Here is a 20,848-nt window from a genome sequence, read left to right on the forward strand (position 1 = left end):
ACCTTACTCCCTATTCCTTGCTTTCATCATCCGCCATTTTGCACGATCAATCGAATACAAACAATGACGTTGCAGAGGATGGCCACTTGGCAATTTAGGATGATCAAAATCCTGCTGACAATTCACCATAAACAATTTTTGCATCACACGCTGTGATGGCACATTTTGCAAAGCAGTAAAGGCGTATACTTGCCCTACTGCCAATTGCTCAAATGCATAATCTAATGCTGCAAAAGCCGCTTCAGTCGCGTAACCTTGCCCCCAATAAGCGGATGACAATCGCCAACCGATTTCCACCAATGGCGCGTGCGGAATACCACTGTCCTTATCTTGATAATGCAATCCCACAAACCCCATAAATTGTCCTGTGGCTTTTGATTCAAGGGCCCAAAAGCCCCAGCCCCGCTCAGCAATCAACGCCTTGAGTCGATCCGCGAGGGCATTACTTTCAGCGTTTGTTAATTGCGTGGGGAAATATTCCATCACTTGTGGATCGGCATTCATTTCAGCAAAGACAGGGTAATCACTGACTTGCCATTGTCGTAAAATAAGACGATCTGTTTCCATCCTACTCCATTCCATTAGCAACGAATGATCAAAGGCAAATGAGGACGAAAATCTTGCCATTCATCACCCTCTTCATTCCCTAATGTCAATTCGACAAGATGCTCTTCTGCCTTGACAAAAGCCAATCGATCAACCGATGACAGATCCTTTAAGGTGTCTGAAAACGCCTCGTTGGCCACCGCCATAGTCACCTTTGAAATGGTACCTAATGGGGCTTCGCCTTTATCACGCTTAACCTTTTTATAACGCTTAACCTGCGACATAAAAGGCACATAGACACATAAGGGTTCTGCCAAAATAGCGGAATTGGCGCCCACATGAAAGGCATTCGGGACGGGGAAATAGTCTGGCTGATAAGACCAACCTTGAAAAGGCATGGGGATTGCCATTTCACAAGTTCGCGTCAACACCACGCCAAAAGGCGATGCGTCAGGCCGCGCCAGTCGCTCAACCAAATGCATGCTTTTGGCTGGTCCCTGATTGGCTTCCATCGCATCACGCAGATACAGAAGTTCTAACATGCCATTGGCAAAGACAAAACAACGATTCGACGTGCCCTGCCCCTTGTGGTCGCGACGAAAGCTTTCTTGCAGGCCAAAATCCACCAGCCTATCGCCGGCTTGCTCGGGTTGGTCTGTTAGGATAAAAAAATGATCTAATTCTAACTGCATGTCAAAATGGCTTTCCCTAACAACTGGATTCTTTTATCAACACCTTCATTTCCCTTAATGAAAACTAAATCCTATTCATCACCTCGTATCAGGGACAGCTTGTATTCTAGATTTTGTTTCACACCTGTCCACTCATTAGCAATAATACTGAAGACAACAGAATCTCTAACCTAGGGAAGGTATGAACAAGTCCACTGACTTCAGCGTGTGGATAACTCTCTTTTATTCGAGGCAAGTTTCGCTGTCCAATATTAAACATATTGGCAAGAAGCTTAACAAAGAATAAAGAGAGCTTAGACCACGCCCTTCGGGTCTTTCAGAGAAACGGCCTCTCTGTGTTAAGAGTGATTGAAAGGTATTAACATTCCTGCTCACTCTTGCCTTGATAGGCCGTTTCTCTGATAAGACTGATGTTCAGAAGACTTATTCGTACCTTCCCTGACATTTGGCATCACCATGTGATTACGCAGTATGCCTTCTTGCTTAGCGCCTAAGCGCAATATCGCGTTACGCGATTGAGTGTTTAAATAATCTGTCAGAAACTCAACACGGTTCAACGCCAAGACTTCAAAAGCGTGCGTTAACATAAGCAGTTTTGCTTCAGTATTGATGTAGGTTTTTTGAAAACGCTGACCAAGAAAAGTAAAGCCGATTTCGACCCGCTTATTGGCGAGATTGGCTTTCATAAAGCGAGTTGAGCCAGCAATCTGATTCGTCTTTTCATCAATGGTAACAAAGGTTAATCCATCGCCAGATGCATGAGCCATCAAGGCATCATTGATGAAATTGTCAATGTCATTTACCTGCGGCACTATGGTAACAAACAGATTCCATAATTCCCCATCACAAATCGCTTCACACAATCCCTCTTTATGAGCTTTCGACAAGGGTTCCAGACGAACATGCTGGCCTTGCAATATCACAGGTTCAATAGTCATGATGTGCCTCTGTTAAATGAATACTCATGCGCCTAATAAAGGCAGTTTTTTAAGCTTATGATATTTCAATGCCATTAAGATACAGGCTTTTAATTCGGCACTAGGAATGGCTTGCTCAAGCGGCAAAACCAACTCCCTATTGCCGACAAAATGAAAGTTTGCGCCATATACTTCCTTGTAGGTGGCGATCAACTGGGTGTGACAGTTCACAAACAGAGACACTTGATTGGGGTACTTACTTTTCCAATCCATTCGAATTGGGCTACCAGATTTCGATGCATAACTTGGCTCCCCCCACTTCAGGCTTTCCACAATCTCTCCTAGCCCTTCTTCTTCAGCCACTTGAAATATCATTGCCCTGATTTCATTGAGCTTTTGCCTCGCTTTGGGTGGATAAGAGTCAAACTTTATTTTGATAGCATTTTCCATATCGCTTCCTCTCTCAAATTATGCTCATAACGGCTTTAGGTCGCTTATGGATTCATCATAATGACAAGAAACCGGAAACCAAAACCGCACTACCAATGGCTTGCCGATTCCGTTGCTGTTGTAAAAACTTCAACTGAGTTTTTACAAAAAGAAATCACAAACACATCTATTTTATTTAGTATTAAGCATTCTGTTAAAAAAGGCTTTGGCTATGACACGTCTCTTCGTCCACTCTCTAATGCTAATACCGCTATTCTTTTCCGTACAAAGCACGTATGCCGCCAATGTCACCTTTACCCTTGAAGATGCTAAACAAGTTGAAGAAAAAAAGATATTAGCCAATTTAAAAGATCGCCAATGGTTTGCCCAAATGTCGGCTATCATTGACCAACACTTTCATTTTAATGAAGCCGTCAAGATTGTATTTGGTAGCGATGAAGGACCATTATTTGATCCTCAAGACAATAGTATCTTAATCCCCTACGCTTTCATTGTCGGAGCAGAATATTACTTTAGAAAAAATGCTTACCAAAAAGAATACGGTGTCGACAGCACAGAAGCGGCGATTCATACCCTTATCCATACACTTTTCCATGAGCTGGCTCACGCTTATATTCTGGATCAAGACATCGCCATTCTAGGAAAAGAAGAGGATGCAGCGGATAATCTGGCCACCTTACTCATATTGGAAAACTTTGATCAAGGCGACTCAATTGCCATCAGCGCTGCCGACATGTTTGCCTTTGAATCCGAAGATGGACCTGAGTATTACGACAGTTTGGACTACATTGGCGAGCACAGTTTTGATTTACAACGCTATTTTTCTACCCTCTGTTTGGTCTATGGTGCTAACCCCAAAAAACATCCAGATCTACTTAATGAAGTGGATGTTGAAGCCGTGGCCGAAAGGCAGGAATATTGCCAATACTATTTTGAAACCGTGCAGATAAATTGGCATAGGCATTTAAAATAAAGCTCAACGCCTGCCAAACTTTTGAGCAAGGTAACGTAACAACCATTAAGCTTTCACTTTACCTTGCTGTGTTGCCTCGCTTATCTCAAACTCAGAATCGACCAGCCTTTTTGTGTGGCGATTTTTTCCAAAGTCGGATCTGGATCAACCGCCACAGGATAAGTCACTTTTTCTAATAAGGGTAAATCGTTGTGGGAATCACTGTAAAAATAGGCGTCTTTCATATCATAGCCATGCTGATCTGCCCACGCCAAAGCGCGCGTGACCTTACCTTCTCTAAAGGTCGGCGTGCCCACCACCTCGCCAGTAATCTGCCCTTGTTGGATTTCTATATCCACGCCTAACGCATGGGACACACCTAAATAATTGGCAATAGGCGCAACCAAATGCATCCCCGTTGCCGAGATGATAATCACTTGGTCTTGGTCACTAAGGTGCTTTTGAATCAATGCATTGGCTTTAGGCAAAGCCATTTTTACAATCACCGCGTCAATAAAGCGCTGAATCAATTCCTGCACTTGCGAAGCGCTTAAGGACATTAAAGGGGACAAGGTGTAACGCATATAATCGGCTAAATCCAAGGTACCTGCATCGTACTCTTCCATGTAACTATGATTCTTTTGCAAAAAATCTTCGGGTGTCGGTATGCTTGGATCATTGTCTATGTATTCTGAAAAAGCCTGTGCTGTATCTCCAGCAACCAAGGTATTATCAAGATCAAAAAATGCGAGTGCCATTCTGGCTCCTTTACTGTCTAAAAAGTTATGTATAAAAGGTTATGAATAAAGGTTTTCTTTAGCCTAGCGCCACGGCGACTAAGCCAATAAAGGTAATCAATACACCCATGATTTTGGGGCCTCGAAGGGATTCTCCGAAGCCAATAACCGCAAATAAAACGCCCAATGGAATACTCAGTTGACGGAACGCCACCACATAACTCACGTTATCAACAAACGCCATGCTTAAAATCACCAATGAATAGGTCCCCAACATCAGCCCTCCGGTTAACAGAACCGCTTGCCATTGATGACGAAGCAATTGTTGGCATTCCTGTTGTTGTGATCTTGTTCTCAGCACAAACCAGATCATCCAAATCACAGCAAAAGCACTTTGTAATGTCACATACACCAAAGCGACGTCACTGGCACCAGCCAGCGCTTGTCCGCCATCGTCTTGGAGGTGGCGCATCAAAAAAGTCGCACGATTGTCCACTAAGGAATAACCCGCTGTGGCGAACGCCGCCACCAATGCAAATAAGGTGGTTCGATTAGCATAGTTACGCCACGTAAACGCCATAAAGCTTGGTAAAGGAATCAATAAGCAACCTATCACTATCATGCCCATACCGAGCACAGCTTGCACAGAAATCGCTTGTTGTTGCCCCAATAAGAAACTCGAAATCCCCACCATAATGAGTGGAGACGATCGGGCGATGGGATAAGCAATGGACATGTCCCCCGCTTTGTAAGCTTCCGCCAAGCCCCACAAATAAAGCGACTGAAAAAATCCTGTGAGGAATAACAAGAGAATAATCTCGCTATTAAAGGCACGAACCAGTGACCAGTTAAGCGCTACCAAAGGCGAAAATAATACGGCTCCCGCCACCATAGTAAGAAAAAAGAAAGCCAATGTGGGGCTGGCTTTTTTACCGAAAAAATTCCAGCCCGCATGCATTATGGTGGAAATGAGTACCAATATAATGGCCGTAAAAGTCATCAGAAAATCATCTTACCTGTGACGCCATGTTTGCGTATGTTTCAACAGCACGCTGCCCAAGAACCAATGTAGGATGCGTGCCAACATGCAAGTCAACATGATCATCACCGCCATGGCCGCCGCGGGTGCAATGTCCCCAGCGTCATCCATGTTTAACACGGCTACCGACGCTAGACTGGTATTATAGGAATACAAGAAGACCACAGCGGATACGGTCGTCATAGCATTGACGAAAAGATAACTGGCAATGTCGAGGACCGCAGGCATACAAACTGGCAGAGTGACACGCCAAAAGGTCTTTATTTGTGGCACTTTTAACGACGCAGACACCGACTCAAATTCACTGTCTATCTGCTTTAACGCCGTGGTCGCGGTGAGGTGACAAACGGTATAAAAGTGACTGATGGTACACACCACCAAAATGGTCATGGTGCCATAGATGCTGTTCAAAGGATTGTCTGGCGCATTAAAAAAGAAAATATACGCCAAGCCCAACACCAAGCCAGGTACCGCCAGAGGCAAAATAGCGAACAAGTGAAAAAACCATTTGAGCACATGAAATCCAGGTAGTTTGGCCACCAGATAGGACTGGAAGAAAATAAACCCCGTACCAATCAGTGCAGTAAAGGCGGCCATTTGAATCGAGTTCCAATAGGACTCCCAACCGCCACCGTCCATGAGATCAAAGTTATAGTTATTTAGCGACAAGGCGAGATTATAAGGCCAAAAGGTCACCAAAGACGCGTATATCGCCATACCAATAATGCTGAGTATCACGCCGGATACCAACAACATTAGGATGAGAAAACCCCTGTCTATCCAGACCCGTTGTGGGGCCGTCCAAGGTACCGCTTTAGAGGTCAACAAAGCCGACTGTTTTCTTTGCAACCAGCGATCAGTAATAAAGGTTAATACCGCAGGCAACAAGAGAATCACACTGACCGTCGCCCCCATTTCAAAATTCTGTTGTCCTATTACCTGTTTATAAATGTCCGTTGCCAATACGTTAAATTGCCCACCAATTACTTTGGGTACACCAAAATCGGTAATCACCAAGGTAAAGACAACAAACGCCACACTAATAATGCCGTATTTCGCCGCTGGCAAGGTCACGGTAAAGAAGGTTCGCATAGGTGACGCGCCCAGCACTTCTGCCGATTCGTACAAACGCGCATCGGTATTCGCAAGTGCTGTTAGCATGATCATCAGGGCATGTGGAAAGGTCCAAAAGCAAGAGCCAATCACAATACCAATGGGGCCATAAATGCTTTCGCCCATTAATAATTCTTTCAAAATCCCCTGATTACCAAACAGATACACCAAGCTGATCGCGGGCAATAAGGAAGGCGCCAAAATCGGCAACACCAAAACTGTCTTAAAGACACCTTTCAACGGGATACGTGTACGACTGATGCCGTAGGCGGTTAAGAAAGATAAGCTGGTGACAATAATAGTAGACAAAAAAGCGATCAATAAAGAGTTACTGATCGAACTGTACAGACTCGGGGTTTCAATAAATTTAGCAAAGTTCGCCAGGCCAACAAAATCCCCAGCTTTGCTCTCCACACTTTTCGACAACAAGGTGTATAAAGGCAAGACAACACAGATAAAAAGTGCCAATACACCAATGGCTAAAATGCCACCCAAACTCCATTCGTCGAAGCTACGACGTGACAACCAGCTTGGCTTAGGGGATGCATGCAAAGTCAAACTTTGGCTGGATTGACTCATACCTCACCTCCAAAGATATGCAAACGCTCTTGTGGCAGCTGGCACTGCACCTGTTGCCCTTGAGTCAGCTGCAAACGAGACATTTCATTCATCGAAATGTCTGCCAAAATGGTTTCTTGATGATCTTTCGGCTGCAATAAAGAACGCACTCTAGAGCCAAGGAATTCCAGATGAAGCACTTCTGCATGCAATGCGTTCTGATCCTCGTCCCCTGTACTGAAACGCACATCTTCAGGACGAATCGCCAACTGTACTTGCTCGCCATCGCGCAAATTGCTTGGGGCATCACAATGTAAGGTCAAATTATGAGATTGCATAACCCCTGCACGGGTTACCGTGGCATTGAGGAAATTCATCTCGCCAACAAATTCCGCCACAAAAGGGGTTTTGGGCTGAGCATAGACTTCTTGCGGCGAGCCGATTTGTTCAATCACCCCCTGATTCATCACGACAATCTTATCGGCCATGGTGAGGGCTTCTTCTTGGTCATGGGTCACCATAATAGTGGTCACGCCCAACTTTTCTTGCAGCTGCTTAATTTCTTGACGCAAATGCGCCCTTACCCGTGCATCCAAAGCCGAAAGAGGTTCATCCAACAAAAGCAAACCCGGCGAGGTGGCCAAGGCTCTCGCTAACGCCACCCTTTGTTGTTGCCCGCCAGACAATTGTGCTGGGTATTTCTCTTCACTGCCCGATAAGCCAACAGTGGCTAACAATTCACTGACCTTGCTGCGGCGATCACTGGCACTGACGTTTTTCGACACCAAGCCATAGGCAATATTATTGGCCACGGTTAAATTGGGAAACAAAGCATAGGATTGGAAAACAATACCAAAATCACGGTGTTTTATGGGGGTATAGGTAATGTTTTCGCCAGCCTGAAAAATGTCGCCTGATACAGGAGTGTCCAAGCCCGCGATGATTCTTAACAGGCTAGTTTTACCACATCCTGATGGCCCCAAAAAACACACAAATTCCCCCTCTTGAATGTGAAGAGAAATGTCTTTTAAGGCTTGATGTGAGCCAAATGTCTGATGAATATGTTGCATTTCTAAATAGGCTTGGGTCGACATGAGATCCTCTGCTTTAAATAGTCTGTTTTGTGATGGCCCGTTAATGGCACACTGAACCATGACAAAACCCACTGAAAATGGGTTAATTAGAAAGCGCAGGAAATAGGGCGTATGCCCTATTTCCGCATGGGTTTATTTGGCTTCACTCTTGTTGTCATAACGCTCTTGCCATTGCGCAAGGATCTTAGTGCGGTTATCCGCTGACCATTCAAAATCATTATCGATGATGAGTTCTTCCGCGTTTGCAGGGAAGAATTCAACGGGTTTTGCCACACCTGGCATGGCCACTACGGCATAACCTTCGTTGTACATTTCATTCGCCTGTCTCGAAACTGTCCAATCCACTAAGGTTTTCGCCGCCGCCAACTTATCCGTTCCTTTTACAATCGCTGTGGCTTCCATATCCCAACCCAATCCTTCGGTTGGAAAAACGATATCCAGTGGTGCGCCCTGTTTCTTAGATTTAGCGGCACGGAAGGCAAAGGATATACCAATTGGGATTTCACCCGCTGCCGCCAATTTGCATGGCTTAGAACCAGAATGCGTGTAGCGGTTAATGTTTTTATGCAAACCATCCATGTATGCCCAGCCCTCTTTTTCGCCAAAGATCTGCAGCCAGCTACTCACGTCTAAGAAGCCCGTACCAGAAGAATTCGGGTTAGGCATGATAATGTGATCTTGATAAACGGGTTTGGTTAAGTCAGCCCAAGAGGTTGGTTTAGGTAAGTTAAGCTTTTCGGCTTCCACTGTGTTGAAGCAAATGGCAGCCATCCAGGCATCCATTCCAGTCCAAACAGGGTTAGCATCCATATCTTTGAATTTGTCAGATAACTTGTCATAGCCTTTTGGCTTATAAGATTCCAGCATGTTTTCATTCTTCAGCAACATTAAACTGGTTGCCGCCAATCCCCACACCACATCAGCCTGAGGATTTTCTTTTTCTGCAAGCAATTTTGCTGTAACGATACCGGTTGAATCACGTACCCAGTTAATTTTGATTTCTGGGTGCTCTTCATTAAAACGTTTTGCGTATTTCTTCAGATCTTCCGCTTCAATCGCAGTGTAGACAGTCAATTCCGTCTTCGCCGCATGAGCCGCCATTGAAATGGTAGTGATGCCTGCTAAAACAGCCAGACGTTTAAATAGGGTCTTCTGAGTCATCTCTTTTCTCCATACATCGGGGGTCGTTATCTGGTATATACCAGATTGCTATATGCAAAATAGCAGCCAAATATTTCAAAAGGATGACGGAAATCTGAAATTGATGACTTATTAAAAGAAAATGAACACTCTGCAGTAAGCGTCAATCACTCACTGAGATATGAATATTTACCGCATCATGACGCCAATATTCATAGTCTATTTCTAACACTTTTTTGGCGCTTGTATAATTGATACGTTCTATCTGTAAACCCGGTTGACCCGCGGCAATCCCTAGATCATTGGCGGCATTCGCAGGTAAGGAAGTGGAATTAAAAGACAGATCCATGTCGCGATATTCTTGTTGATACTTGCGTTTTAATATCTGACTTAACGACTCGGTGAGGTCTTCATTTTCAATACCCGGCAGCAATGTATGGTTGATGTACATCTTTTCAATTAACACCGGACGCTGATCGATATAACGACGACGATGTAAAAAAAGCACCGGATCTCCCGGCTGAATGTTCATTAATTGCGCAATTTTTTCAGTGGCTGGTTCAATTTGTTGCACAAGCTTTTCCGTACTTGGCTGACAGCCTTGCTCAGCCACATACAAGTTAAAGCTTAAATGGCGGGCTGGGTTATAAATCACCGCGGGTGGGGAAACAAACCAGCCACGACGATTTTGTCGGTAAATAAGCCCTTCTGCTTCTAGATTTTTAAGCGCCTGACGAATGGTGACCCGAGTAAGATTAAACTCTTCCCTTATTTCTCTTTCCGATGGCAATTTACTGCCGGAGATCAATTGGTTACTGGCAATAAGCTCACTGAAATATTGTTGTAAGTGGTGATAATGCGGCGTGGACATACTCAGCGGCTCCTAAACGATTGACTCTTAATGCTTATATCACCAGCCTTGTGTTTGCAGACTTTGGCTGATGACACAAAATAGAAAGGATCCAAATTAAAACAAATAGCCATTAACGAAACAAATTTTCTATGCATGTCGCTCGTAAACTTGGTTTCGCTATTATGCTATTCATACCCTGTGCCATGCATTGCGAATACTTTTCAATATGCTCATCTAGAACTCGTTGCCCTTCGCTTGGCGTCATCTTTAACAAGGTTTCGACAAAGGAATAAGGGCCAACTTGAAAGTGTTGGTAATCAATGGGGGCATTCCAATCACCTCCCCAAATAAAAAAACCATGCTCAGCAAACCGCTCAACAACCTCTTCCGACATACCAAGACGCGCGGCTTTACCTGGACGATATTGTAAACGGTTTACCGCATAATACGCACTTTCCTGCGGATAGATTTGCGCACTGCCATCTGCCTCAATACGAATAAAAGGGTTTTGCACCGGATTAATGTCTATGGCCGCACCATAGGCATGTAATGACCAGCGTTTACCGCCGAATACTGCCCGCCCATTAAAAGCAGAGGAGTTATTCTCCCTCATCGAGGCATGATCATTCCCCCCATAAAATTCAATAGGCTTGGCTTGATAAATAACAAACTCTTGTTTCAAGAGTTCATTCATGAGTAAAGCCACTTTAGGAGCAAGCAAATCCAACACAACAAACTGACCATCGTCCATTATTTGCCCTTGTGCGTTCACATAACGGAATAGAACTTTTTTCAATCTGGTACAAGGTACAGGATTGGCATTGGTTATTACTCCTGCTGTTTCTAACGACTTACAATATGCAGAAGATAAAGAAAAATAACGGTTTCCCCCCGCAGACGGAGTATTGGCAGCAATAGAAAACAAAGGAATAAAAAAGATGACGTACAATCCAACTTTCAAGACAAGCTTGCTTAACTCAACTGGCGATACAAGATACACAGAGCGACCCATTAAATTATTTATGTAAAACCTTTAATGCATATAAAGCTGGCACACCTAAACCCAGTTATTGATCCTAGCTTAGGAATAATAGCCAAGAAAACTAGAGAAGGTGAGATTGAGTCTGAGAGAATACGCTTTGTGTTCAATTTTCAAAGAAACGGCGAATCTCTTTAACCAAAATGTCAGGCTTCTCTTCAATAATCAAATGCCCAGACTCAGGAACAGTAACCAATTCGGAGCCTTTAATTTTACTATGAAGAAGATGCGCTTGTTCAACAGGAATCCATTGATCTTCTTCTCCCCACAAAATTAATGTCGGCACATTAAAATGAGAAAATTTATCCTGAAACTCATCCGTATACTTTGAATCCGCTTGGGCAATTTGCCGATAAAAAGCACTCTTGCCCTCTTCACCTGACCAAGGGGCAAGAATCCCCTGAATGGTTGCTTGAGTTAATGGCTGATAAGCAGCCGTTTTTATATAGGCTTCCACAATGGCAGCATGGATAAAATCAGGAACTTCTGCAAAAGCGGTTTCGTATTTCTCAATATGTTTAAAAAAAGGTGAGCCCCAAGGCGACAAGGCGACTGGATCAATCACAACCATCTTCTTGTACTGGCGTTGATCCAATAAATAGCTTCTCAATACCGTGGTACCACCAAAGTCATGTCCCACAATCAAAGGCAAATCCAATTGCCAATACTCTATCAAAGCATCCAACAACGAATTTTGTATTTTTAAAGAGACATCCCCATTACTTTTATCAGATTCACCATAACCCAATAAATCGAAATAATAGACCTTATAATGGCTTGAAAAGGCTTTTATCAAATGCCTGAGATTAAATGATGACCAAGGAGTGCCATGCACCAAAATCAGTGCTTCTCCTTCCCCTTCAACCCCATATTTCACTTTCCTACCTTGATAGTCAAAAGTGTAGGGCAAACTCCAATGCGTCATTTGTGCTCCTTTTTAGGTTTTATTAACCCCCTAGAGTTAAATTCAATAAATCCAACGACGTGAGATAGTAATAACCAAAGATAGACACACAAAAGCTAAACCTATGGCTGCTTATCAAACACCTTAACGCCGTCGGGTATTTGATACCAATCTTGCTTTTCACTCACCCATACATGGGCAGTGGGTTGTATAACACGAGTATCGGATAAATTACTCGGCTTGAGCTTTATTTTATCTGGGTCATTGGGATCAAAATGATAAATGCGGTTACCACAGGTCGGACAAAATTTGGCTGCGTTGGTATTGCCACTGTCGGCCACTCGACTCCAGCTTTTCATTTCACCTTGGAAGGTGACACTGTCTGAGGACACCATAGCGGTGATACTAAACGCACTGGTCGACAGCTTTTGGCATTCTTTGCAATGACAAGCCATCACCATAAGCGGTGGTGCCAATAGCTGATATTGTACGTTTCCACACTGACATGAACCGCTTATCGGATAGGTGATACTATTCAATTTACTCTCCTTGCTTATTCCACCATGACATCATTAATGGCAATGCGATTAAAAGCCTATGACTAATCGTCTTGCAAGCGTCTTGCCCAATTGCCATCATGAAAGCACTCGCAATTTTCTTCTGTATCGTAGGCAATATGCTTTTGAATCGTCCTAATGCGAATGCCCAAAGCTTTCAATCCATCATGAATCTGTTGCTGTAACTGCTGATTCGCAGCGGAGGCTTTAAAGGCCTCAAGATGTTCGTTGGTATCAAAGATACAAGTCACCCGCAAACTGTCTGGGAAACGGTCGTATTGAGCACTGTGAGTAAGCCACTCAAAACCTTGAATCTTCTTGAGAGCAGACTCACACACGTCCGTCAGCGCTAAGCGGATTTGATTATCAAGCTTCTTATCGGATTTACGCATGATGATTAGATGTCAAATATAAGTATTGCAAACTTCTACCATTTTACTTTACACATATCCATTGTTAGGACGCACTCTGCTTGGTCAAGTCCTGAATATCCAGTCGGTCTACTTCCCTACCCAATATTCGCTTATAGTCAATCAAGCGATGCACTGGCATCACGGGTAAGATGATGCCTTGATAATCTTTGTAAACGGACTCATAAAAATGAATCTCAAGAGGATGCCATGAAGCATCTTGGTGGGATTGTATCCTTGTGTTCTGCGACAAGCCAATTTCAATTTTTTGTCCCTGATAGACCAATTGGCAATACTCTAGATCCCAACCATATTCCACATAATGCCCTAACGGTTTTGATATGAATGGGGCCAAATAGGGATAAAGCTTACTGATATTGTCATTATGAATATAAAGATCTATGTCAGCGATATCACGACATCCTCCGTGGATCGTCGCTGCTAATCCTCCAACAATTTGAAACTCGACTTGCTCCCTCTCCAATAGACCTTTCAACCAAAGTAAAGCAACTTTAACCTTATTACTCATGTGGCCTCCTTAGTAATCTGCTGATTTTAGTAATCTGCTGATTTTAGTAATCTGCTGATTTTCTTTTTGCAGAACAAGATCAAATCATATTTCTTGGCATGTTCCACCACGTCACCAACAGGGAGGAAAAATAGGCTTGCCAACGCCCGGGAGACCATTACGAAGAGAGATTGCACCGATGCCTCCTGTCTGGAGGATTTTAGAGACATTAGCAAGACATTCTCGCCTTTCAAGATTGGACAAATCGCTATCTTACTTTGTCATCAATTCTAAGAGTCTTAAGCAAACGCCTTAGAACATTTTATTAACATTCAAATAAGTATTCTGTGATTAGGCCAAGTCTACTCCTTTTCAAAGATCCAGATGCCTGCAACAACCCTGCCGTTGCAGGCATCTATCTTCATTTTTCAAGCAATAATAACGCCCATAACCTATTAACCATTACACATCAGATCAAAACGTCACTATTGTCTATTTCCCATCAGACACCTATGCGATCTAATGACTACCATAAGCTTGGATCATTTAATGCTTCAACACATTTGGTCGGGCCAGACATTGTTTGGATTGGACTTGCATCCAATGATTGCGCTAGCCAACCAATTGGCTGACTTAACGGACAAGGCGCTTTCACCTTATTTTCACTGATTGGTTCGAAGCCCGTTTTGGCATAATAACTTGGGTCGCCATAGGTAAAAACCAAATTGACCTCCAAGGACTTGAGATGATCTAAACCATACTGAATAAGCCCCTGACCCACTCCCTTTTTTTGCGCCTCTGTGGCAACAGCAAGGGGGGACAAAATAAAGGCAACTTGTCCACTAGAAACCCAAAGGCGGCTAAAAAAGAGACAGCCAACAAGAATATCATTTTCTTCTGCGATGCAGCCGATCAAATCTTTCGGCTGAGTGGTCGCCAATAGCTGGGTAACAAAATCCGCAATGATCTGACCTTCTGCTTCCCCTTCAGCAGCCGAAAAAACACGCCTAAAAAGCTCAACCACTTCTTGGGATCCTGATTTATTAAAAAGTGAAAACGGCATATTTCTTTATCCTTCAGGACGAGATTTAAGTAAGACACCTAGTAAATAGCTATTCAGTAGAACTAATGATTAATTCAGTGCACATCATTGAAATGGTCCAATCATCTTGATGCAAAATTTTCATCATTTTATAAAACTATATTATGCGTCTATTTTTATTTTGTATTTTTACCTAAATAGCTACTACAGTTTAAAAGCTGGGGAAAATCATATTACGAAACTCCCCTGCTATTTTCCATATTTTCACATCGACAAAACGATCTTAAATATTCGAGCGGAGCGATAGACTTTTTTACAAGGAGAACTTATGAGTTATATAAAGGTAAATCATCCTCAAATTCAGATTGATATTGATGTAGACAGATTGCACCAACAGGGATTTTGGATCCCTAATAGACTTTGGGCTACGACAAACTATGTATTTCCAGAGAGAGTCAAGCGGATTGAGTTGCAGAAAAATGCACAGTTCCCAGTATTGAGCCCTGCTGTACAAGACTTTAAAGATTGGGCCAACCAAACGCTAGTTACTGATACCGATTTAAAAAACTTTCTGACAGCAAACTATCCAACTCCCACTTATCTGGATGCGATTAACGCCATGATACTTGACGCCAACGCCAGTATTAATGCGGTTTATCAGAGCCTGACATTCCACCAAAGGATGCTGCTGATTTTTAATATGACTGAAGTATATGGAGATACCATTACTCAGTTGTTGAATAATAATCAAATAGAATGGCTTGAAGATTCCGATGAGTTTTTCGATCTTATCAATGCCATAATTACAAACTCACCACAGTTTAATTATGTGCCGTTGAGCAGCACCCCAATTGCTCAGGTGGGTACTCCTTTCAATGGATTAATGGCTGTGGGGATGGGAAGCGAAACAGGCTATTTTCTGCTCAAAGATCAGGCCTTCAATCGTCAATTATTCAGTATTTTGGATGCCTGGCACACCTATCTGGGAAGTACTGACTCTCTGACCTATCTTGACACTGAAAATGCGCAACAACCTGGCTCATGGGTATCCTCCCAGGCGTACAATGCCGGTGTCTGGAAAGATTTTGTCATTCCTAATCGGCAAGATCGGTATCTTGGTTTTTCTAGCTGGACCGATTTTTTCACCCGCACTTTCCAAGCGGGAACAAGGCCGTTTCCGCCTAAAAGCGATAGTGTTGTGGCAATTGGTTGCGAGACTACTCCTTGGATATACGATGCCAATATCAGTCCCGAAAAAAATGCGCTGTGGATCAAAGGCAATGTCTATTCTTTGGCAGACATATTTAATGGCATGTCTGATGCTCAAGGCAATTTATGGGCAGACAAGTTTGTTAATGGGCAGAGCTATCAGGGATTTTTATCTGCAACTCACTACCATAGATGGCACGCTCCAATTTACGGACAACTGATTCAATCGCAAGTCTTTAATGGTGCCTATTACAATGGCTCGGACGAGTTTGGAGTGACCTATTTTTCCGAACCAGAAGGCTTTGGTGAAACCACTGACACCTGGCTAGGTACCGCATCACAGCAATATTTGGCGCAAACGGCTGCCCGAGCCATCTACATTTTCCACAATGATTCAGTGGGTTATGTCGCCATGATTTGCATTGGCATGGTGGAAGTATCCAGTGTAAATATTGATCCTGGTTTTCAAATAAGCGCTTCCGATCAGCCAAAAGATGTCGATGCTGGCGACGAGATTGGCATGTTTCAGTTTGGCGGTTCTACCCATATGCTTATTTTTGAAAATGGCAAAGTCAACTTGGAACAATGGGCAACGGATATCAATCAAAATAACTCAACAGTGCATAACTTAGGTTCCACGATTGGGCATGCTGTATCATGACCTAATTTAAATCAAATATCGGGGCGAATCTGCCGTTTGCCCCGATATTTGAGCACAACCACTGCTGATGATGTCTATCGAGCGAAATCAGCTGAACAATATAAAGCTATTGTTAAAGAATGGGCTCGAACTGCATGGGATGCTTGATCAATACATCACGGTATTTTTTTGCACCACTATGTAGGTATGTAACTCTGGATACTGATCAAATTCTAAGTGTTTTATGGTACAAGCATTATCGAGCAACACCTGTATAAAGCCATTTGTACCTAAAGAAGAGTAATACATCATTGGCCCCATAGTGTCATCAGTATGATCACCTGGTTCATTAGCTCCACCAAAAGAAAATATTAATACACCGTCAGGATTTAACGCACTTGCCAGTTTTGAAATCACACCAACTTGCTCCTCCAATGGGATATGCCAAATGCTATCCCAGGCGGTTATGAAGTCGTATTTTTCGGATATTTGATAGGAGCAAATATCTTGATGATAAAAAGTCCATTCTGGATTACGACTTCGAGCCAGTGCAATCATTTTCTCTGACACATCTAAGCCTTCAGGCTGAAAGCCCTCTTTGGCCAATAACGCCATTATTCTTCCCGTTCGACCGCAACCAACATCGAGAGCCTTACCCCTTGATTTTACAAAGGATATTGCTCTTTTATGCTGATCGATTCCGTTTTTCATATTAAAGCGATCATCAGACCAACGATCTGTAATTGTGTCGTAGTTTTTTCCTGTTTGTACTGGTTTCATCATTAATTACCTACGTCGTACTAAAGCGCGCCTTAGTAAACCCAATAGAGGTAAATCTTTTTCTACGTCGCAACGAAATTGCATGAAAGGTTCAAGAAAGGGCAAAGAAGTCAAAGCCCTTTAACTTCCTTTAACACCTACAGCGCCCAATATATAAAAATAATGACCGCTGTATCCATTGTGATATGCGTAATATAGGTAAACGCCAAACGCATTTTTAATTGTGGCTTTGATAAGTAATCCCTAATTTGTGGTGTGAGATGCTGACTATCCTCAACTAATTGAATGAGAGCATTTTCAAAACTTAAAAGGCGAATTGTCGCTGCTCTTATTACAGTAAGATTCATAAAGAAAAATAAGATACAACCAAATGCTAAAAAATGCGCAATATCAGGGTTGAGGTCCTCAGCAGGCTCTGCAATGTGAGAAACTAACCATCCACATACAGCAACAATCACTATTGTGTAAAAATTCCAATAGCTGTTTAGCCTGGTCTCTATCTTTTCCAAAACATCCAAAATAGTTGAAATTTCCAACTGGTCTCCTCATGCTCATCATAAAATGCATCATCAAAAACATTCAAGGACACTGATACCTTGGATGCCTACTTGGCCATCACATCGATTTCTCATGCTGCAGTTCTTTAGGTCTAAAAACGTATTTGTTGTTAAATTTAAGTATTAAAAAGCCAATGAAAATTGAATAAATTACGAATTTTCTCAGGACGACTCACTGGTTAAATAATCACATGGGGCAAATAGCGGCTCATGTCTTGCGTAATGGGGTTACTGTCCTCACGAATCGAAATACCAGCGGCTTGGTTATCCACTAGCCAGCTACCGATTAAAGTGTAAACATTTCCAAATTTTGGCAACATATGGGTTGCTTGATAAATGAAACCTTCTTCACCATAGGGGCCTGATGAGGCCTCTACTTCTGTATTTTCATCGAAAAAAGAAATGTTGGCTCCTTCACGGGAGAAGATAGGCTTTTTCACTAAAGCCTTTAGGTCTGTAGCCAGATGTAGCTCATCTTCAAAAAATGAAGGCAGCAGATTTGGGTGATTGGGAAACATTTTCCACAACATGGGCAAGAGTGCCTTATTGGATAAAATGCTTTTCCAAGGAGGCTCTATCCAGCGTATGTTGTTTTTACCAAGGTTGCTTGAGAACTCTTCTTGAAACATGAATTCCCATGGATACAGCTTGAACATAGAATGAATAACTTGATCCTTCATGTCAGTAAAGTAGCCATCTGCGTCACGGCCAATGTCGTCTATAAAGACAAAGCCAGTCTCGATTCCCGCTTCTTCAGCACAGTCTTCTAAGTACTGAACAGTTCCCCTGTCTTCAGGAGTGTCTTTGCAGCAAGCAAAATGCAAAATACGATCTGGTGTTAGATATTTGATCTCTTTAAAGCGATTGACGAGCTTCTCTTGCAAGCAATTAAACTGATCACAGTGGGGTAATAATACTCCTGCATCCACGTTATCTTGTAGCCATAACCATTGCCAAAAGCCAGTTTCATAGAGGCTGGTTGGTGTGTCGGCATTATTTTCATAAAGTTTGGCATCGCCTTTGCCAGAATAGGCAAAATCCAAACGAGAATACAAACTAGGATCGCCATTTAGCCAAGATTGACGGATAAAATCCCATTGCGCTTCTGGCAAACAAAAACGGCGCATCAACTCATCATCCTTAATGACCTTGTCTACCACTGCCAAACACATTTGATGTATTTCTTCAGTAGGAGCCTCGATGCCTTGTTCTATTTGTTCTAGAGAAAACTGGTAATAGGCACTTTCATCCCAATATTTTTCGCCATACATGGTATGAAACTCAAAACCAAATTCCTCAGCCTTCTTTTGCCAAAAAGGTCTTTCAGCAATGGGAATGCGTAACATCTATCCACCCCATCCTTTTGATTTACCGCCGCCCCAGCTAGATTTCGCAGAGGCAACTGCTCCAAATCCCCCTCGGGAAACGGTACGAGTCACTTTGGGCTTTGGCTTTAATTCGGAGGGTGGGACACGATAGGTAGTTTTCCCCGGTAGACCAATAATAGTACCGTCTGCTGTCATCAGACTATTGCGAGAAGATGACCTTGCATTTCGATATTGGTAAATAGGGTTATAGCTATATTCTCTATTATTCAGGAGGTTACCTATCATAAAACCGGTTAACATAGGCATAAAGAAATTAGAGGATTGAGGGGCCACGCATTGGTTATAGCCAAAGTCTTCTTCACACTGCCACATGGAGGTGTATCTAGGGCCAGTACGAACCGCTTCAGCAACGGCTTTTTTGTAGGCGACTTCACATTGCTGTGCAGAAAGTGAGGTATTGGCAATACAGTCATCAACCGAGGACACGATTGTGACTTCTTCCTCTGTCTCTCCACAAGCGGCCAGTGTCATAGAAGCAACGGCTAATGCTAGTGGACGAAACAACGGATGCTCAGGCTTGCCTTTGCGCATTTTATCAAGGTTAATATAGTGGCTTCTTTTCACAATAGACTCCTCAATAAGACATACAGGCTGAATTCAGCACGCCCACGGCAAGACTGATGGCAGCAAGAATGATTCCGGCACTGACTTCATTGGCAACAATACGAGCAACGATTTTGGGCATAAAAATGAAGCGTACCATTGCAAAAGCAAGTGATTGTGCAATAAGAGCAACTAGGCCCCAAGTAGCAAAATCTATGAAGGAGACTGAGTTTGTCGCGGCACCGCCTAAGGCGATAGAAAAACCAATAATCGCACCACCCAGACCAATGGATGCAGCGGTATTTTGATCGTTTTTAATGAGTTTCCATTCGTCGTGGGGGGTCAGAAAGGAGTACACAAAGATAAAGATAATAACGAACAGTAAAGAGAGTCCAAAGTAGCTGCCAAAATTAGCAATGCTGATCAGAAGGGCTTGAAAGTCCATAAAAATTCCTTGTATTGTTTAAATTGTTAGCCGTGAATAGTTAACTGTGAAGGGCTTAGTGTAATACCAGTACTGATTACAAAACAACGATTTAAACCACCCTCTTGCTCACTTTCTTCTGCCGAAAGGAAAAGCGATTCTGTATTACCGCCGGGTATTTCTCGTTCAAATAACATCATGAACTGATCGGTTTCAGATGCTTGCTTGCTGTCTTTATCATAGGTGCGTTCTTGCACGTAGACGGGATTATGATAGTCGCTAACCGAAGTCCAAACCCGTTGATAAGTATGCCCTTCAAGCTGGTAAGTTGGTGTACCAATTTGTTTGTATAGCAGCTTATCCCATATGTCTTGCGAAGCCACATCTTGAGTGTCATAAAAATGAAAGAGTTTCACGTCCACAACATCTTCAGTGTTTTTTCCGCCGTTACTGATGACCTGTAGAAAAGCATCGTCATCGGTGTAAAAGCGGAACATCCAAGTGCCATCCATTTCCGCTATTCCAGCGGCTTGTATGATATAGCTAGTAGCTGCGTTATCAATGACCAAATGCTCTTGTGTCATACGCATTAATAGAGGGTCTATTTCAAAGCTACAACCAAGACGTAAGCCCATAATGGAAGGTGCATTACTGGATGATGATTCGGGTGTTTTCTTGTTAAAAAAAGAAGTAAACATAGTCTCATTTATGTCCTTAAGAGAAAAAAAGTTTCACCGCTTGTGTTCGATACTATAA

Annotated in this window: 25 protein-coding genes; 3 read left to right on the forward strand and 22 right to left on the reverse strand. The window is 42.9% G+C overall.

The genetic code is table 11. The features are described 5' to 3' along the window. Nucleotides 1–3 precede the first annotated feature (3 nt). From ABXS85_RS05845 to ABXS85_RS05860, 4 genes are all read right to left on the reverse strand, one after another. Nucleotides 4–567, reverse strand: coding sequence for a GNAT family N-acetyltransferase (locus tag ABXS85_RS05845; protein WP_353669103.1), 564 nt, complete (start codon nt 565–567; stop codon nt 4–6). A 14-nt stretch (nt 568–581) separates the two neighbouring features. Further along, nucleotides 582–1,238 carry a VOC family protein gene (locus ABXS85_RS05850; RefSeq protein WP_353669104.1) on the reverse strand — a complete coding sequence of 219 codons (657 nt, stop codon included), beginning with the start codon at nt 1,236–1,238 and terminating at the stop codon, nt 582–584. A 371-nt stretch (nt 1,239–1,609) separates the two neighbouring features. Then, nucleotides 1,610–2,176, reverse strand: a complete 567-nt coding sequence (locus tag ABXS85_RS05855; protein ID WP_353669105.1) for a GNAT family N-acetyltransferase — start codon at nt 2,174–2,176, stop codon at nt 1,610–1,612. A 24-nt stretch (nt 2,177–2,200) separates the two neighbouring features. Continuing rightward, complete coding sequence (locus tag ABXS85_RS05860; RefSeq protein WP_353669106.1) at nt 2,201–2,605, reverse strand: DUF1801 domain-containing protein; 405 nt, start codon at nt 2,603–2,605, stop codon at nt 2,201–2,203. A 211-nt stretch (nt 2,606–2,816) separates the two neighbouring features. On the opposite strand from ABXS85_RS05860, the gene ABXS85_RS05865 reads away from it, so the two are divergent. Continuing rightward, complete coding sequence (locus tag ABXS85_RS05865; protein WP_353669107.1) at nt 2,817–3,578, forward strand: DUF4344 domain-containing metallopeptidase; 762 nt, start codon at nt 2,817–2,819, stop codon at nt 3,576–3,578. Nucleotides 3,579–3,658: 80 nt separating this feature from the next. On the opposite strand, the gene ABXS85_RS05870 is transcribed toward ABXS85_RS05865, so the two are convergent. From ABXS85_RS05870 to ABXS85_RS05925, 12 genes are all read right to left on the reverse strand, one after another. After that, nucleotides 3,659–4,315, reverse strand: coding sequence for an HAD family hydrolase (locus ABXS85_RS05870; protein WP_353669108.1), 657 nt, complete (start codon nt 4,313–4,315; stop codon nt 3,659–3,661). Nucleotides 4,316–4,373: 58 nt separating this feature from the next. Next, nucleotides 4,374–5,294, reverse strand: coding sequence for an EamA family transporter (locus ABXS85_RS05875; protein ID WP_353669109.1), 921 nt, complete (start codon nt 5,292–5,294; stop codon nt 4,374–4,376). Between the two features lie 12 nt (nt 5,295–5,306). Continuing rightward, entirely contained in the window at nt 5,307–7,025 is a 1,719-nt protein-coding gene (locus tag ABXS85_RS05880; RefSeq protein ID WP_353669110.1) for a putative 2-aminoethylphosphonate ABC transporter permease subunit, read from the reverse strand. Further along, nucleotides 7,022–8,098 carry a putative 2-aminoethylphosphonate ABC transporter ATP-binding protein gene (locus tag ABXS85_RS05885; protein WP_353669111.1) on the reverse strand — a complete coding sequence of 359 codons (1,077 nt, stop codon included), beginning with the start codon at nt 8,096–8,098 and terminating at the stop codon, nt 7,022–7,024. Before ABXS85_RS05885 ends, ABXS85_RS05880 begins: the two co-directional genes overlap by 4 nt. 132 nt (nt 8,099–8,230) lie before the next feature. Further along, nucleotides 8,231–9,259 (reverse strand): putative 2-aminoethylphosphonate ABC transporter substrate-binding protein, encoded by a 1,029-nt coding sequence (locus ABXS85_RS05890; RefSeq protein ID WP_353669112.1) that lies wholly within the window; start codon nt 9,257–9,259, stop codon nt 8,231–8,233. A 142-nt stretch (nt 9,260–9,401) separates the two neighbouring features. Continuing rightward, on the reverse strand, nt 9,402–10,109 hold the full coding sequence (gene phnR / locus ABXS85_RS05895; RefSeq protein WP_353669113.1) for a phosphonate utilization transcriptional regulator PhnR: 708 nt from the start codon (nt 10,107–10,109) through the stop codon (nt 9,402–9,404). Between the two features lie 112 nt (nt 10,110–10,221). Next, on the reverse strand, nt 10,222–11,091 hold the full coding sequence (locus ABXS85_RS05900; RefSeq protein WP_353669114.1) for a M15 family metallopeptidase: 870 nt from the start codon (nt 11,089–11,091) through the stop codon (nt 10,222–10,224). A gap of 145 nt (nt 11,092–11,236) precedes the next feature. Further along, on the reverse strand, nt 11,237–12,055 hold the full coding sequence (locus tag ABXS85_RS05905) for an alpha/beta hydrolase (RefSeq protein WP_353669115.1): 819 nt from the start codon (nt 12,053–12,055) through the stop codon (nt 11,237–11,239). Between the two features lie 101 nt (nt 12,056–12,156). Continuing rightward, nucleotides 12,157–12,564 (reverse strand): GFA family protein, encoded by a 408-nt coding sequence (locus ABXS85_RS05910; protein WP_353669756.1) that lies wholly within the window; start codon nt 12,562–12,564, stop codon nt 12,157–12,159. A 71-nt stretch (nt 12,565–12,635) separates the two neighbouring features. Next, the gene (locus ABXS85_RS05915; protein ID WP_353669116.1) at nt 12,636–12,983 is read right to left on the reverse strand and encodes a Fis family transcriptional regulator; all 348 of its coding nucleotides are present in this window, start codon (nt 12,981–12,983) and stop codon (nt 12,636–12,638) included. Nucleotides 12,984–13,047: 64 nt separating this feature from the next. Then, nucleotides 13,048–13,530, reverse strand: coding sequence for a MazG-related protein (locus tag ABXS85_RS05920; protein WP_353669117.1), 483 nt, complete (start codon nt 13,528–13,530; stop codon nt 13,048–13,050). A gap of 505 nt (nt 13,531–14,035) precedes the next feature. Next, nucleotides 14,036–14,572 (reverse strand): N-acetyltransferase, encoded by a 537-nt coding sequence (locus ABXS85_RS05925; protein ID WP_353669118.1) that lies wholly within the window; start codon nt 14,570–14,572, stop codon nt 14,036–14,038. Nucleotides 14,573–14,879: 307 nt separating this feature from the next. Between ABXS85_RS05925 and ABXS85_RS05930 the strand changes: the two genes are divergently transcribed. Both ABXS85_RS05930 and ABXS85_RS05935 read left to right on the forward strand, forming a co-directional pair. Next, nucleotides 14,880–16,421 carry a phophatidylserine decarboxylase associated domain-containing protein gene (locus ABXS85_RS05930; protein ID WP_353669119.1) on the forward strand — a complete coding sequence of 514 codons (1,542 nt, stop codon included), beginning with the start codon at nt 14,880–14,882 and terminating at the stop codon, nt 16,419–16,421. 48 nt (nt 16,422–16,469) lie between these two features. Beyond that, complete coding sequence (locus ABXS85_RS05935; protein ID WP_353669757.1) at nt 16,470–16,568, forward strand: hypothetical protein; 99 nt, start codon at nt 16,470–16,472, stop codon at nt 16,566–16,568. Here the strand turns inward: ABXS85_RS05935 and ABXS85_RS05940 are convergent, their stop codons facing one another. The 6 genes from ABXS85_RS05940 to ABXS85_RS05965 form a co-directional block, all read right to left on the reverse strand. Continuing rightward, on the reverse strand, nt 16,569–17,183 hold the full coding sequence (locus ABXS85_RS05940; protein WP_353669120.1) for a methyltransferase domain-containing protein: 615 nt from the start codon (nt 17,181–17,183) through the stop codon (nt 16,569–16,571). Nucleotides 17,184–17,317: 134 nt separating this feature from the next. Then, nucleotides 17,318–17,716, reverse strand: a complete 399-nt coding sequence (locus ABXS85_RS05945; protein ID WP_353669121.1) for a hypothetical protein — start codon at nt 17,714–17,716, stop codon at nt 17,318–17,320. 200 nt (nt 17,717–17,916) lie between these two features. Further along, nucleotides 17,917–19,083, reverse strand: a complete 1,167-nt coding sequence (locus ABXS85_RS05950; RefSeq protein ID WP_353669122.1) for a glutathionylspermidine synthase family protein — start codon at nt 19,081–19,083, stop codon at nt 17,917–17,919. After that, nucleotides 19,084–19,689 carry a DUF1190 domain-containing protein gene (locus ABXS85_RS05955; RefSeq protein ID WP_353669123.1) on the reverse strand — a complete coding sequence of 202 codons (606 nt, stop codon included), beginning with the start codon at nt 19,687–19,689 and terminating at the stop codon, nt 19,084–19,086. Between the two features lie 10 nt (nt 19,690–19,699). Then, entirely contained in the window at nt 19,700–20,113 is a 414-nt protein-coding gene (locus ABXS85_RS05960; RefSeq protein ID WP_353669124.1) for a DUF350 domain-containing protein, read from the reverse strand. A gap of 26 nt (nt 20,114–20,139) precedes the next feature. Then, nucleotides 20,140–20,790, reverse strand: a complete 651-nt coding sequence (locus ABXS85_RS05965) for a YjfK family protein (RefSeq protein WP_353669125.1) — start codon at nt 20,788–20,790, stop codon at nt 20,140–20,142. Between the last annotated feature and the right edge of the window lie 58 nt (nt 20,791–20,848).

This window comes from Marinomonas sp. THO17 (assembly GCF_040436405.1).
In the GTDB taxonomy this organism is placed as follows: Bacteria; Pseudomonadota; Gammaproteobacteria; order Pseudomonadales; family Marinomonadaceae; genus Marinomonas.

What these genes read in the sequence shown, in the direction of transcription:
- ABXS85_RS05845 (WP_353669103.1), bottom strand. Translation starts at nt 567, where the DNA reads ATGGAAACAGATCGTCTTATTTTACGACAATGGCAAGTCAGTGATTAC.
- ABXS85_RS05850 (WP_353669104.1), bottom strand. Translation starts at nt 1,238, where the DNA reads ATGCAGTTAGAATTAGATCATTTTTTTATCCTAACAGACCAACCCGAG.
- ABXS85_RS05855 (WP_353669105.1), bottom strand. Translation starts at nt 2,176, where the DNA reads ATGACTATTGAACCTGTGATATTGCAAGGCCAGCATGTTCGTCTGGAA.
- ABXS85_RS05860 (WP_353669106.1), bottom strand. Translation starts at nt 2,605, where the DNA reads ATGGAAAATGCTATCAAAATAAAGTTTGACTCTTATCCACCCAAAGCG.
- ABXS85_RS05865 (WP_353669107.1), top strand. Translation starts at nt 2,817, where the DNA reads ATGACACGTCTCTTCGTCCACTCTCTAATGCTAATACCGCTATTCTTT.
- ABXS85_RS05870 (WP_353669108.1), bottom strand. Translation starts at nt 4,315, where the DNA reads ATGGCACTCGCATTTTTTGATCTTGATAATACCTTGGTTGCTGGAGAT.
- ABXS85_RS05875 (WP_353669109.1), bottom strand. Translation starts at nt 5,294, where the DNA reads ATGACTTTTACGGCCATTATATTGGTACTCATTTCCACCATAATGCAT.
- ABXS85_RS05880 (WP_353669110.1), bottom strand. Translation starts at nt 7,025, where the DNA reads ATGAGTCAATCCAGCCAAAGTTTGACTTTGCATGCATCCCCTAAGCCA.
- ABXS85_RS05885 (WP_353669111.1), bottom strand. Translation starts at nt 8,098, where the DNA reads ATGTCGACCCAAGCCTATTTAGAAATGCAACATATTCATCAGACATTT.
- ABXS85_RS05890 (WP_353669112.1), bottom strand. Translation starts at nt 9,259, where the DNA reads ATGACTCAGAAGACCCTATTTAAACGTCTGGCTGTTTTAGCAGGCATC.
- phnR (WP_353669113.1), bottom strand. Translation starts at nt 10,109, where the DNA reads ATGTCCACGCCGCATTATCACCACTTACAACAATATTTCAGTGAGCTT.
- ABXS85_RS05905 (WP_353669115.1), bottom strand. Translation starts at nt 12,055, where the DNA reads ATGACGCATTGGAGTTTGCCCTACACTTTTGACTATCAAGGTAGGAAA.
- ABXS85_RS05915 (WP_353669116.1), bottom strand. Translation starts at nt 12,983, where the DNA reads ATGCGTAAATCCGATAAGAAGCTTGATAATCAAATCCGCTTAGCGCTG.
- ABXS85_RS05920 (WP_353669117.1), bottom strand. Translation starts at nt 13,530, where the DNA reads ATGAGTAATAAGGTTAAAGTTGCTTTACTTTGGTTGAAAGGTCTATTG.
- ABXS85_RS05925 (WP_353669118.1), bottom strand. Translation starts at nt 14,572, where the DNA reads ATGCCGTTTTCACTTTTTAATAAATCAGGATCCCAAGAAGTGGTTGAG.
- ABXS85_RS05930 (WP_353669119.1), top strand. Translation starts at nt 14,880, where the DNA reads ATGAGTTATATAAAGGTAAATCATCCTCAAATTCAGATTGATATTGAT.
- ABXS85_RS05940 (WP_353669120.1), bottom strand. Translation starts at nt 17,183, where the DNA reads ATGATGAAACCAGTACAAACAGGAAAAAACTACGACACAATTACAGAT.
- ABXS85_RS05950 (WP_353669122.1), bottom strand. Translation starts at nt 19,083, where the DNA reads ATGTTACGCATTCCCATTGCTGAAAGACCTTTTTGGCAAAAGAAGGCT.
- ABXS85_RS05960 (WP_353669124.1), bottom strand. Translation starts at nt 20,113, where the DNA reads ATGGACTTTCAAGCCCTTCTGATCAGCATTGCTAATTTTGGCAGCTAC.
- ABXS85_RS05965 (WP_353669125.1), bottom strand. Translation starts at nt 20,790, where the DNA reads ATGTTTACTTCTTTTTTTAACAAGAAAACACCCGAATCATCATCCAGT.